The 12,777-nt window shown below is 71.3% G+C and carries 11 protein-coding genes; 6 read left to right on the top strand and 5 right to left on the bottom strand.

The genetic code is table 11. From position 1 onward, the window contains the following. The 5 genes from NCC78_RS17265 to NCC78_RS17245 all read right to left on the bottom strand — a co-directional run. Positions 1-607: hypothetical protein (locus NCC78_RS17265; RefSeq protein ID WP_250795627.1), on the bottom strand; the 607-nt coding region annotated here is incomplete at its 3' end. A 219-nt stretch (positions 608-826) separates the two neighbouring features. Beyond that, complete coding sequence (locus NCC78_RS17260) at positions 827-2,236, bottom strand: GH1 family beta-glucosidase (RefSeq protein WP_250795626.1); 1,410 nt, start codon at positions 2,234-2,236, stop codon at positions 827-829. Between the two features lie 4 nt (positions 2,237-2,240). Next, on the bottom strand, positions 2,241-3,080 hold the full coding sequence (locus tag NCC78_RS17255; protein ID WP_250795625.1) for a carbohydrate ABC transporter permease: 840 nt from the start codon (positions 3,078-3,080) through the stop codon (positions 2,241-2,243). Continuing rightward, positions 3,073-4,059, bottom strand: coding sequence for a carbohydrate ABC transporter permease (locus tag NCC78_RS17250; protein ID WP_250795624.1), 987 nt, complete (start codon positions 4,057-4,059; stop codon positions 3,073-3,075). The genes NCC78_RS17255 and NCC78_RS17250 overlap by 8 nt, the downstream gene beginning before the upstream one ends. Before the next feature lie 68 nt (positions 4,060-4,127). Then, a complete protein-coding gene (locus tag NCC78_RS17245; protein WP_250795622.1) occupies positions 4,128-5,426 on the bottom strand; it encodes an ABC transporter substrate-binding protein in 1,299 nt (432 codons plus the stop codon). A 264-nt stretch (positions 5,427-5,690) separates the two neighbouring features. Between NCC78_RS17245 and NCC78_RS17240 the strand changes: the two genes are divergently transcribed. From NCC78_RS17240 to NCC78_RS17215, 6 genes are all read left to right on the top strand, one after another. Then, positions 5,691-6,854, top strand: coding sequence for an ROK family transcriptional regulator (locus NCC78_RS17240; RefSeq protein ID WP_250795621.1), 1,164 nt, complete (start codon positions 5,691-5,693; stop codon positions 6,852-6,854). 209 nt (positions 6,855-7,063) lie between these two features. Beyond that, positions 7,064-9,109: a discoidin domain-containing protein gene (locus tag NCC78_RS17235; RefSeq protein WP_250795620.1), complete on the top strand. Its 2,046-nt coding sequence runs from the start codon at positions 7,064-7,066 to the stop codon at positions 9,107-9,109. A 134-nt stretch (positions 9,110-9,243) separates the two neighbouring features. Beyond that, entirely contained in the window at positions 9,244-10,527 is a 1,284-nt protein-coding gene (locus tag NCC78_RS17230; RefSeq protein ID WP_250795619.1) for an IS110 family RNA-guided transposase, read from the top strand. A gap of 43 nt (positions 10,528-10,570) precedes the next feature. Next, on the top strand, positions 10,571-11,263 hold the full coding sequence (locus NCC78_RS17225; RefSeq protein ID WP_504920354.1) for a pectate lyase-like domain-containing protein: 693 nt from the start codon (positions 10,571-10,573) through the stop codon (positions 11,261-11,263). Positions 11,264-11,346: 83 nt separating this feature from the next. Next, the gene (locus NCC78_RS17220) at positions 11,347-12,009 is read left to right on the top strand and encodes a CG0192-related protein (protein ID WP_250795617.1); all 663 of its coding nucleotides are present in this window, start codon (positions 11,347-11,349) and stop codon (positions 12,007-12,009) included. Between the two features lie 148 nt (positions 12,010-12,157). Beyond that, positions 12,158-12,631, top strand: a complete 474-nt coding sequence (locus tag NCC78_RS17215; RefSeq protein WP_250795616.1) for a molybdenum cofactor biosysynthesis protein — start codon at positions 12,158-12,160, stop codon at positions 12,629-12,631. Positions 12,632-12,777: the final 146 nt, after the last annotated feature.

Here is a 12,777-nt window from a genome sequence, read left to right as displayed (position 1 = left end):
CGGCGATCGCGACGGCGCCGTCGTCGGTGACGGTCTCGACGTTCGTCAGCGTCGCGTTCAGGGCCGCGCCGACCAGCCCGGGTACGACGACAGCGGTGCTGGCGGTGACGCCGGGAGTGTTCGGCAGCAGGTCGACCGGTTCGCCGAACAGCTCCAACCCGGTGAAGGTGGTGTCGGCGGTCTGCGGGCCGACCTGCGGGCAGGCCACGGCGGCGGTGATGACCTCGGCGTCGATGACCGGCGTGCCGAGCACGGCCAGCGCCAGATCGGCGATCTCGGCGTTGGCCGACGAGGCGGTGTCGCCTCGGGTGGCGCTGACCTCGACCACGGTGCCCGAGGCGGTCACGCCCAGGGCGCCGGGGATGGTGATCGCGAGTGCGGTGTCGGTGTCCGTGCCGCCACCGGCCGGCGCGGTCGCGGTGCCGATGACGACGTCGGCGGCGATGATCGGGACGCCCAGCACGGTCGCGGCCAGGTCCACCACCACTCCGCGGGCGCTGGCGTCGCCGGGTTGGGCGAGCGCCGGAGCCCCGCCTGACAGGACCACCGCGCTCGATGCCGCGATCGCGATCGCTCCGGTAGCGGTAAGTCGCCGGATGAATTTCACGTCTGCCTCTGCTCCTTCAGCTCGCCTCTCGACGGTCGAGAAGGCCAGACTGACGGTATAGCCCATTAAGCACCTTATCCGGCAAAACGGACGAAAGCCCCGGCGGGCACTCTGGTCACTGTGGTCCCGGCGTTGACGGTTCGGCTGAGGCTGCGACCGGCCGGGACCCTGGGTGCCGCCCGGCGCGGCACCCAGGGTTTCCCGGACCCCGTCGGCCCGTCATCCGCGCACCGGGACCGCCTCCGCGGAACCGGTGTGCCGCTGGTGAGCGCGGATCAGGTCGGCGTAGCGCAGGCCGCTCGCCTTCACCGTCCGTCGCTGGGTGGGATAGTCGACGTGCACCAGGCCGAAGCGTTTGTCGTAGCCGTACGCCCACTCGAAGTTGTCGAGCAGGGACCAGACGAAGTAACCGGCCAGCGGAACGCCCCGAGCCACCGCCGACGCGCACGCCTCCAGGTGCCGCTCCAGGTGGTCGGTGCGCTCCTTGTCCTCCACGGCGCCGTCCGGGCCGACCTCGTCGGGCCAGGCCGAGCCGCTCTCGGTGACGATGATCCGGGCCGGGGCGTACTCCTCGGAGACCGCGACCAGCAGCTGCTCCAGCCCGGCCGGGTACATCTCCCAGCCCATCGCGGTCTCCACCGAGCCCGGCACCGGCACCTGCCGGGCGTACGGCGGGGGACCGTCCGGGTCGTCCACCACCACCTGACGGAAGTAGTAGTTGACGCCGAGGAAGTCGGTCGGCGTGGCGATCACGGCAAGGTCGTCGCCGCGGACCGGGGGCTCGACGCCGTACGCGGCCACCATGTCCGCCGGGTAGCCGCGCCCGTGCAGCGGGTCGAGCCACCACCGGTTGACGTGGCCGTCCATCCGCCGCGCGGCGGCCACGTCCTCCGGCCGGTCGGTCGCCGGCTCGCAGGGGCTGAGGTTGAGCACCGAGCCCACGGACGCCGGGCGGGCGGCGGCGGCCCGGATCGCCTGGGTGGCCAGCCCGTGCCCGAGCAGGACGTGGTGCGAGGTGCGCACCGCCCGGGTCAGGTCCCGCTCGCCGGGGGCCATCCGCCCCTCCAGGTGCCCGATCCAGGAGACGCAGAGCGGCTCGTTGACGGTGTTCCAGTCGGCGACCCGGTCACCGAGGCGGGCCGCCACCACGGACGCGTAGTCCGCGAACGCCTCGGCGGTGGCGCGCTCCGGCCAGCCGCCCCGGTCCTGCAACGCCTGCGGCAGGTCCCAGTGGTACAGCGTCACGAACGGCCGGATCCCGGTCGCCAGCAGCGTGTCGACCAGCCGGTCGTAGAAGTCCAGCCCCTTCGGGTTGACCGCGCCGACGCCGTCGGGCCGGACCCGGGGCCAGGCCACCGAGAACCGGTACGCGTCGACGCCGAGGCGCCGCATCAGCGCCACGTCCTCGGGCCAGCGGTGGTAGTGGTCGCAGGCGACGGCGCCGGTGTCGCCGTTGGCGACGGCCCCGGGCACCTGGCTGAAGGTGTCCCAGATGGACGGCGACCGCCCGTCGACGTCGACGGCGCCCTCGATCTGGTAGGCCGCGGTGGCGACGCCCCAGACGAAGTCGGGTGGCAGCTTGGACAGGTCCGGCACTGGTCGGTTCTCCTCCGGGCGTGCGGTGTACATGGCCTTACTTGACCGCGCCGGCGGTGAGGCCGGCGACGAAGTAGCGCTGCAACGCCAGGAAACCGGCGACGACCGGGAGGCTGACCACCAGCGAGGCCGCCATCACCTGGTTCCAGTAGACGTTGAACTGGGTGGAGTAGCCCTGCAGGCCGACCGCCAGGGTGCGGCTGGACTCGTTGGTCATCACCGAGGCGAAGAGCACCTCGCCCCAGGCGGTCATGAACGCGTACACGGTCACCGCGATGACGCCGGGCACCGCCGCCGGCAGCACCACCTGGAACAGCGTGCGCAGCGGCCCGGCGCCGTCGACCTGCGCGGCCTCGTCCAGCCCCCGGGGAATCGAGTCGAAGTAGCCGACCAGCATCCAGATCGAGAACGGCAGCGAGAAGGTGAGGTAGGTGATGATCAGGCCGGTGCGGCTGGCGTAGAGCTGGATGCCGGTGGCGTTGCCCAGGTTGACGTAGATCAGGAACAGCGGCAGCAGGAAGAGGATGCCGGGGAACATCTGGGTGGAGAGCACGGTCACCGAGAACAGCCCCCGGCCGCGGAAGCGGTAGCGGCTCACCGCGAACGCGGCGAAGATCGCCACGGTGACCGAGAAGACCGCCGCCACGGAGGAGACGACCAGGCTGTTCACCAGGTAGCGGCCGAGCGGCACGGTCGACCACATGTCGACGAACGCCTGCAGCGTCGGCCGCCGCGGCCACCAGGTGAAGGCGTTCTGCACGTCCTTCAACGGCTTGAGCGCCGAGCTGACCATCACGTAGAGCGGGACGAGCACGAAGATCGCGAGCAGGGTCAGCACGACCCGGCGGGCCCAGCGCTCGGCGGCGGTCTCACGCATCGTTCCTCCGGCGGTTGGTGATTAGCAGGTATCCGGCGGTGACCACGAGCAGGAACAGCAGCAGCGCCACCGACATCGCCGAGCCGGAGCCGAAGTCCCAGGTCTTGAAGGAGCTGCGGTAGATGTGGATCGAGATCAGGTCCGCCTGGTCCGGCGCGGAGCCGCCGAAGAGCACGTACGGGGTGTTGAAGTCGTTGAAGGTCCAGAGGAAGAGCACCAGCAGCAGGACCAGGTTGACCGGGCGCAGCATGGGCAGGGTCACCGAGCGCAGCCGCCGCCAGAAGCCGGCCCCGTCCATGGCGGCGGCCTCGTAGAGGTCACCGGGGATGTTCTGCAGGCCGGCCATGACGCACAGGAAGGCGAACGGCCAGGACCGCCAGACCGAGACGATCAGCAGCGCGGCGAAGCTGTTCTCCCCGATCAGCCAGAACGGCCGGTCGCCGAACAGGTGGAGCTGGTCGACCAGGACGTGGTTGACCAGGCCGGTGTCCCGCTGGAAGAGGAAGCTCCAGGTGATCACGGCGGTGTAGACGGGCAGCGCGTACGGGGTGAGGAAGAGCGCGCGCAGGATGCCGCGACCGCGGAACGGTCGTTGCAGCAGCACGGCGGCGGCGGTGCCGAGCACCCAGGAGATTCCCACCGAGGCCACCGTGTAGACCACGGTCACCCAGAACGATTGCAGCAGCTCGGCCCCGGCGGCGGAGTCGAAGTCGAGCACCATCCGGTAGTTGTCCAGGCCGACGAAGGGGGCGGTGGACCAGTCGCGGATGTGGAACTGGGTCAGCTCCAGCAGGCTCATCCACGCGCCGACGAGCATCGGGACCACGTGGATCGCGAGCTCCAGCACGATGGCCGGGGCGAGCAGCAGGTACGGCAGGAGGGTACGGCGGGGCCGCCGGGACGGGGCCTTCGTCGACGCTCCGGCGCCCGGCGGCCGGTCGGGAGCGGCGACGTCCCGGGGGGTCGTGCTGGTTGCCATCGGGGTCCTCTCGCGGGGCGGCCGTGGGCGGGTCGGCGATCCCACCCACGGCCACCGGTCCGGCGGGGTCAGCGCATCTGCTGCTGGGCCTGGGTCAGCTTCTGCCGGACGCTCTCCTCGGTGACCGGCTTGCCGCCGGCCGCGTCGGCGAAGAGTTCCTTGATGGCGGTGCCGACCAGCGTCTCGAACGTGCTTTCGTCGGGCACCTGCGGCAGCGGCGCTGCGGTGGTGGCGAGGGTCTGCTGGAGCACCTTCTGCTCCGGAGCGGAGAACGCGGCGTCGTTGGCGACGGTCGTGACGGCGGGCAGCGAGCCGTACGTCTTGTTCAGCGCCACCTGCTCGGCGTCGCTGGTCATGAACTTGACGAACTCCAGCGCGGCGTCCTTGTTCTTCGTGTGCTTGAACACCGCCAGGTTGATCCCGGCGACCATGCTGTTGACCTTCTTGCCGCCGGCCGGCGGGGCGGCCAGGAACGGCACCGGCGCGATCCCGTACGCGTCGGGGGCCATGTTCTGCGACTTCAGGTTGGCGCCGGCGGCCTGCCAGAGCAGCATCGCGGCCTTGCCGTTGGCGAAGTCGGAGACGGACTGGTTCTGCGCGTACTCGGCGTTGCTCGGGTTGACGATCTTGTCGGTGGCCATCAGGTCGACGTAGCGCTTGACCGCGGCGACGTTCTGCGGGGTGTCGAAGGTCGGCTTGCCGGCCGCGTCGAACCACTCGCCGCCGTACTGCTGACCGAAGGTGAAGGCGTGGTGCGCGTTCTCCGACGGGTTCGCGCCTTCGACCGCGAGGCCCCACTTGCCGCCGCCGGTCAGCTTCCGGCCGGTCTCGGCCAGCTGCTCCCAGGTGGTCGGCGGGCTGGCGATGCCGGCGTCGGCGAAGGCCTTCTTGTTGTAGTAGAGCGCGTAGCCGAGGCTGTAGAGCGGCACGGCGGCGGGCGGCTTGCCGGGCGCGCCGGCGGCGGCGAGCGCGGCCGGGACGAACCGGTCCTTGCCGCCGACCTTGTCGAGGGTGGCGTCGTCGAACTCGACCATCGCCCCGGTCGCCTGCAACGACGCCGACCAGGTGTTGCCGATGTTGACCACGTCCGGGCCCTGGCCGGAGGTGGCGGCGGCGAGCAGCCGGTTGAGCAGGTCCGACCAGGGGACCACCTCGACGTTGACCTTGATGCCGGTCTGCTTCTCGAACTTGTCCAGCTCGGGCTGGAGGGTCTGCTTGTCGGCCTCCAGGCTGGCGCCCTGGTTGCTGGCCCAGTAGGTGAGGGTCTTCGCGGACCCGGCGGACGAGCCGTCCGAGTCGCCACAGGCGGTCAGGGAGGCGGCCGCGAGTGCGGCGGCGGCGAACATCGCGAGGTGTCGTCTCGACACGATCTGCCCTTCCGGTTCAGGTGGTGGGGGCACCGGCGCCCGGGGAGGTGCGGGGGATCGCGGGCGGCGGTCGGGCGGGGGCGGGTGTTCCCGGCGGCACGCCGCCGAGGTGTAGCGGGGGGTTAAATCACGGCTTAATGAATGTCGTCATTAAAGTGGTTGTCCGCAGGGCCGTCAAGCATGGGGTCGTACAGTCGCCTCGGACGGTCCGGAAGATCGAGGTGACGTGTGGAGTTGGCGCGAGCGACCAATCGGAGCGTCCGGGTGCGCAACCGCTCGGCCCTGTTGTCGAAGCTCTTCCTCGACGGCCCGCTGACCCGCCAGGACCTGGTGCGCAGCACGGGGTTGAGCCAGCCGGCGGTGAGCAACGTGGTGGGCGACCTGATCGACGAGGGCCTCGTCGTCGAGGCGGGCGCGGCCGAGTCCGACGGCGGCCGGCCCAGCATGATGCTGCGGGTCGCGCCGCGCTTCGCCTTCGTCGTCGGGGTGGACGTGGGGGAGACCCGGGTGCGGGTCGAGCTCTTCGACTTCGCGATGGTGCTGCTGGCGAGCGTGGAGTACCCGCTGGATCCGGCGCGCACCGAGCCGGCGAGGGTCGCCGGGCACGTGCTGGCCGGGATCGAGGCGGTCACCGCGCAGGCCCGGGTCGCCCCCACCGACGTGCTCGGCGTCGGCATCGGCGTCTCCGGTGTGGTGCAGCAGGGCGCGGAGGCGGTGGTGCACGCCCAGGCCCTCGGCTGGGACCGGGTGCCGCTGGAGCGGCTCATCGCCGCCGGCACCGACCTGCCGCTGCACATGGACAACGGCGCCAAGACGCTGGGCCAGGCGGAGATGTGGTTCGGCGCCGGGCGGGGCGCCCGGCACGCCGTCTTCGCCCTGGTCGGTTCCGGTGTCGGGGCCGCCGTGGTGACCAACGGGGTCACCTATCGCGGGGCGTCCAGCAGCGCGGGGGAGTGGGGGCACACCACCCTGGTGTACGGGGGCCGGGCCTGCCGCTGCGGGGCTCGCGGCTGCCTGGAGGCGTACGTGGGCGCGGAGGCGATCATCGACCGCTACCGGGAGGCGCGGCGTGGCCGGGCCGTGCCGGGCGAGGACGAGGAGTCCCAGCTCAGCGCCCTGGTCGAGGCCGCCGGAAGCTCGGCGACCGCGCGCCGGGTGCTCGACGAGACCGCCGCCTACCTCGGCGCCGGGGTGGCGAACCTGATCAACCTGTTCAACCCCGAGCGGGTGGTGCTGGGCGGCTGGGCCGCGATGGCGCTCGGCGACCTCCTGCCCGCGATCCGCGAGGCGGCCGGCCGCCAGGCGCTGCGCCAGCCGTACGAGCAGGCGTCGATCGAGCTGTGCCGGCTGGGGGTGGACGCGGTCGCGCTCGGCGCGGCCACCCTGCCGATCGCCCGGCTGCTCGCCACCGGTGGCCAGCGGCCCTGACCCGGCAAGAGCCGCATACCGGAAAATCGAAATAAATAACAGTGTTATAGATCGATGTCTTGACGCCGCCGCAACCGCCCCGCAACACTCACCGGAGAGCGCTCCCCGGTCACGGTGCCCTCCCGGCGGGCACCAATCCCGGCACCTGCGTCCGTCCCGTCATCCCCGTCGCGCCCGGCGTCCGCAGCCCTCTATCGACAGGCGAAGTCATGACATCTCGCACTACATCCGCACGCCCTGCGCCGGGCCGGCGGCCCGGTCGGCGGCGTACCCTCATCGGCCTGGTGGTGGCGCTCGTCGCGGCGCTGGCACCGGCCGTGCCCCCGGCGCAGGCCGCGCCGGTGCTGCTCTCCCAGGGCCGGCCGGCGACCGCCTCCTCCACCGAGAACGCGGCCACCCCCGCCTCCGCGGCCGTCGACGGCAACACCGGCACCCGCTGGTCCAGCGCCTTCAGCGACCCGCAGTGGCTCCAGGTCGACCTGGGCGCCCGGGCCACCATCAGCCAGGTCACCCTGGTCTGGGAGGGTGCCTACGCCCGCGCCTTCCAGATCCAGACCTCCGACGACGGCACCGCCTGGACCCCGATCCACAGCACCACAGCCGGGACCGGGGGGACGCAGACCCTGACCGTCGCCGGCAGCGGTCGCTACGTGCGGATGTACGGCACCGCCCGCGCCACGGGCTACGGCTACTCGCTCTGGGAGTTCCAGGTCTACGGCGAGAGCGGCGGCACCACCCCCACCTGCGGCAGCACCAACGCCGCGCAGGGGCGACCCGCCACCGCCTCGTCGGTGGAGAACGCCGGCCTGCCCGCCTCGGCCGCCGTCGACGGCAACCCCGGCACCCGCTGGGCCACCGCGGCCAGCGACCCGCAGTGGCTCCGGGTCGACCTGGGCGCCACCCGGTCCATCTGCCGGGTGGTGCTCAACTGGGAGGCCGCGTACGCCCGGGCGTTCCAGATCCAGACCTCGACCGACGGCACCACCTGGACCTCGATCCACAGCACCACCACCGGCACCGGCGGCACCCAGACGCTGACCGTCGCCGGCAGCGGTCGCTACGTGCGGATGTACGGCACGGCCCGGGCCACCGGCTACGGCTACTCGCTCTGGGAGTTCCAGGTGAACACCACCGGCGGAACCAGCGAGCCCCCGGTCGAGCCGACCGACCCGCGCAACCCCAACCTCGGCCCGAACACGTTCGTCTTCGACCCGGGCACCCCGACCGCCACCATCCAGAGCCGGCTGAACACCATCTTCATCCAGCAGGAGCGCAACCAGTTCGGCCCGGAGCGCTACGCCGTGCTCTTCAAGCCGGGCACCTACACCGCCGACGTCAACCTCGGCTTCTTCACCCAGGTCGCCGGCCTCGGCATGAGCCCGGACGACGTGAACCTCAACGGCCACGTCCGCGCCGAGGCGTTCTGGTTCGGCGGCAACGCCACCCAGAACTTCTGGCGGGCCGCCGAGAACCTGTCGGTGACCCTGCCCGCCGGGGTGACCGTGGAACGGTGGGCGGTGTCGCAGGCCGCACCGTACCGCCGGATGCACCTGCGCGGCGCGCAGAACCAGATCCAGCTCTGGAACGGCGGCGACGGCTGGGCCAGCGGCGGCCTGATGGCCGACACCAGGATCGACGGCCAGGTGGTCTCCGGCTCCCAGCAGCAGTGGTACTCACGCAACAGCGAGTTCGGCGGCTGGTCCGGCTCGGTGTGGAACATGGTCTTCCAGGGCGTCACCGGCGCCCCGCCGCCGAGCTTCCCCAACCCTTCGCACACCGTGATCCCGCAGACCCCCCAGGTGCGGGAGAAGCCCTTCCTCCACGTCGACGGCTCCGGCGAGTACCGGGTCTTCGTGCCGGCCCTGCGCACCAACTCCACCGGCACCAGCTGGTACGGCAAGACCCCGGCCGGCTCGTCGCTCTCGCTGGCCGAGTTCTTTGTCGTCCGGCCGGGCACCAGCGCGGCCACCATCAACGCGGCGCTCGCCCAGGGCCGGCACCTGCTGTTCACCCCCGGCGTGCACCATGTCACCGAACCGATCCGGGTCGACCGCCCCGACACGGTGATCCTCGGCCTCGGCCTGGCCACCATCCAGGCCGACAACGGCACCGTCGCCATGCGGGTCGCCGACGTCGACGGCGTGAAGGTCGCCGGCATCATGTTCGAGTCACCCGTGCCCCTTGCGGCGCGTCCTGCCGGGCTGAAAATCGGGGGTGTGGTTGCTCGCCGACGTCGAACCGCCTTGGTGCCATGAGCCCGTGTTTGAGTCAGACGCTGGGAGTCGCTTCAGGGGTCCTGCATTGTCGCTTCGAGCACGCGGGTCAGATTCTCGCTTTCCCCGCCGGCTCCCGCGGGCAACCACGCTGGTCCAGGTCGTGGAGGTGAGCCGTGGATGTGGTGGAAGAACACGACAGGATGGTCGAGCGCGTCGCGGCGATCGACGTGGCGAAGGGCGAGTTGAAGGTATGCGTGCGGATTCCTGGTGACGCCGGGCGGCGGCGTCAGGAAGTGCGTACCTACCAGGCGACGACCCGCGCGATCTTGCAGATGGCGGACTGGCTCCACAGCCAGCAGGTGACGCTGGTGGTGATGGAAGCGACCAGCGACTACTGGAAGCCGCCGTTCTACCTGCTGGAGGATGCTGTCGAGTGCTGGCTGCTGGATGCCAAGCAGGTCAAGAACCTGCCGGGGCGGCCCAAGACCGACCGGGAGGACGCGATCTGGCTGGCCAAGGTCGCTGAGCGGGGTATGGCCCGACCCAGTTTCGTGCCGCCCAAGCCGATCCGCCGGTTACGGGATCTCTGCCGCTACCGTCGCGCCCTGACTCAGGAGCGCACCCGGGAGAAGCAACGTATCGAGAAGGTCCTGGAAGACGCCCAGATCAAGCTCAGTTCGTTCATCCGCGACATCCACGGGGTGTCCGGACGGCAGATGATCGAGGCGCTGATCGCGGGTGAGCGGGACCCGAAGGTGTTGGCGCAGATGGCGCGGGGCCGGATGCGCGCCAAGATCAGCGTGTTGGAGGAGGCGTTGACGGGACACTTCGCCGATCACCACGCCTACATCTGTCGCATGATGCTGGACAACATCGACCGGCTGTCGCAGCAGATCGGCGAGCTGACGGCGAAGATCGACGAGTTGATCGCCCCTTTCGAGCATCAGGTCGCTCAGCTCGATGAAGTGGCGGGCATCGGGCGGGTGTCCGCGCAGGACATCATCGCCGAGATCGGCGTGGACATGACCCGGTTCGCCACCGCAGCGCACCTGGTGTCCTGGGCGAAGTTCTGCCCGCAGGTCAAGCAGTCCGGCGGAAAGAAGCCCAGCAGTGGCGCCACGGGCAAGGGCAACCCCTGGCTGGCCGGCGCGCTGGGCGAAGTCGCCATCTCCACGTCCCGCACCCGGACCTTCCTCGGTGCCCGCTACCGCCGACTGGTCCGACATCGCGGCAAGAAGAAAGCCCTGGTCGCTGTTGGCAACTCGGTACTGACCATCGCCTGGCACCTGCTGTCGGACCCGCAGGCGCGCTACCACGACCTCGGCCCCGACTTCTACGACACCCGTATCAACAAGGACCGGCAGGCCCGCAGCCTGGCCCGCCAACTCGAACACATCACCGGTCAGCAGATCCGCATCACCGACGGCCAACTCGTCATCGCCCAGCCAGCCGCCTAACTCAGGAACCCGGCTCCGCGGACGCTCCGCCGGGTGCTGCCGCCTGCCCACTCCTTCAGGATTTTCGGGTCAGGCGGGCGCGACGAACTCGCCCGTGCTGATGGAGGTCGGCCCGACCGGCTCGGCGGCCAGCCACGCCGCCAACCCCACCTCGCTGCACGACGTCTTCTTCCGCATCGGCGGACCGGGCGTCGGCCGGGCCACCAACACGCTGACGGTCAACAGCGACAACGTCATCGGCGACCACATGTGGCTGTGGCGGGCCGACCACGGCGACGGCGTCGGGTGGGCGGTGAACACCGCCGACACCGGCCTGACCGTCAACGGTGACAACGTGACGATGTACGGCCTCTTCGTCGAGCACTACCAGAAGTACCAGACCGTCTGGAACGGCAACGGCGGCCGCACGTACTTCTACCAGAACGAGATGCCGTACGACCCGCCGAACCAGGGTGCCTGGATGAACGGGGCGACCCGGGGCTACGCCGCGTACAAGGTGGCCGACACGGTGACCAGCCACCAGGCGTGGGGACTGGGCAGCTACTGCTACTTCAACGTCGACCCGTCGGTGGTCGCGGACCGGGCCATCGAGACGCCGACCAACCCGAACGTCCGGTTCACCAACATGGTCACCGTCTCCCTCGGCGGCGTCGGCACCATCGGCCGGGTGGTCAACGGCACCGGCGGCACCGCGAACGCCGCCAACCAGGTGGTGTACCTGACGAACTACCCGTGACCGTCGCCCGCCGCGGGTCGGCCGGGGAGCCCTGGCCGACCCGCGGCGGTACGCCGCGCCCAGGTGACCCTACGATTCGGCGTATGGCGTTGCTGCACCGAGCGAAACTGCATCCCACGAAGCTCGAACTCCTGGCGGCCTGGCTGCCCGGGCGTCCGTGGTACCGGGGAGAGGCGACCGCCGACGTCGTGAGCCTGGCGGCCTACCGGTTCGACGATCCCGCCGGAGAGGTCGGGATCGAGACGATCGTCGTCGGAGTCGGAGCCGGAGCCGGAGCCGGAGCCGGGCCGGTCCACCAGGTCCCGCTCACCTATCGCGGCGCACCCCTGGACGGTGCTGACGACTGGCTGGTCGGCACCACCGACCACTCGGTGCTCGGCCGGCGCTGGGTGTACGACGGGTGCGCGGACCCCGTCTACGCCGCGGCGCTGACGGGCGCCATCTTCGGGCGCGCCGGCCAGGCGGAGGAGTTCTTCGAGGTCGACGGCGAGCTCCAGCGCCGCGAGCCCAGCTTGATCGTCACCGCCGGCGGCGTCGGGGACACCGCCCCGGCGGTCGGGGCGCTTCGTCGCGTCGTGGAGGACGACGGCACGCTCATCGTCACGGACTCCGTCGAGCTGACGGTCGTCCGCCGGCCCGCCGCCGGCACCACCGACGGTGGCACCGGGCCGGCCGACGCCATGCTCACCGGCACGTGGCCCGGTCAACCGGCACCGCTGCCGCTGGCGTACGCCCGACTGCGCTGACGGCCCGTCCACCCGCGCTGCCGGTCCCGGACGCGGCGACCGGTACCGGAGGTGGGCCGCGGGTTCGGGCGGTGGCAGCGGGGTGTCCGACGGGTCGGTGTGCGACAGTCGCCCGGATGGCCGCGTCCTGCTTCGTAGACTCGCTGTCATGCCGCGGATCGTCCAGTTGCTGGCCTCGCCCGTGCACCGCTACGTGGGCCGGCCCGCCGACGGTCCGGCGCCGGCCCCGCCCGGTGAACTGGTCGAGCAGGTCCGGCTCCGGGCGGGCCTCGGCATCGTCGGCGACCGGTACTTCGGCAAGCCGGCGCACCGCGACGCGAGCGTGACCGTGATCGCCCAGGAGTCGCTGCCGCCCGGCGTCGATCTGGTGCAGGTCAGGCGCAATGTCCTGACCGCCGGCATCGCCGTGGACGAGCTGGTCGGGTCGGTGCTGATCCTGGACTCGGGAGACGGCCCGGTCAGCCTCCGGGTCCACCGCCCGGCCAACCCGTGTGCCTGGATGGAGGTCACCATCGGCCCCGGCGCGTGGAAGGCGATGCGCCGCAGGGGTGGCATCCGCTGCACGCCGCTGAACGACGGCACCCTGCGCGTCGGTCCGGTCGCCGTCACGATCAGCGGCTGAAACGGACGGTTCCGCTTCTGCCGAGGGGTGGTGACTCACCGCCGGTTCGCGTCGCGGAGCCGGTCGGCCAGCTCGCGGACCGCCGCGGCGAACCGCGCGTCCGACTCGTCCGGCAGGTGGCGTCGGAGCGGCGGCCGGGTGCCCTC

The organism is Micromonospora phytophila, assembly GCF_023656545.1.
Lineage (GTDB): Bacteria > Actinomycetota > Actinomycetes > Mycobacteriales > Micromonosporaceae > Micromonospora > Micromonospora phytophila.
The sequence above is the reverse complement of the archived record's forward strand: the minus strand, read 5'-3'. Positions and strand labels throughout refer to the sequence as shown.

Coding starts and splice junctions, on each gene's coding strand:
- NCC78_RS17260 (WP_250795626.1), bottom strand. CDS start 2,236: ATGTACACCGCACGCCCGGAGGAGAACCGACCAGTGCCGGACCTGTCC.
- NCC78_RS17255 (WP_250795625.1), bottom strand. CDS start 3,080: ATGCGTGAGACCGCCGCCGAGCGCTGGGCCCGCCGGGTCGTGCTGACC.
- NCC78_RS17250 (WP_250795624.1), bottom strand. CDS start 4,059: ATGGCAACCAGCACGACCCCCCGGGACGTCGCCGCTCCCGACCGGCCG.
- NCC78_RS17235 (WP_250795620.1), top strand. CDS start 7,064: ATGACATCTCGCACTACATCCGCACGCCCTGCGCCGGGCCGGCGGCCC.
- NCC78_RS17220 (WP_250795617.1), top strand. CDS start 11,347: ATGGCGTTGCTGCACCGAGCGAAACTGCATCCCACGAAGCTCGAACTC.
- NCC78_RS17215 (WP_250795616.1), top strand. CDS start 12,158: ATGCCGCGGATCGTCCAGTTGCTGGCCTCGCCCGTGCACCGCTACGTG.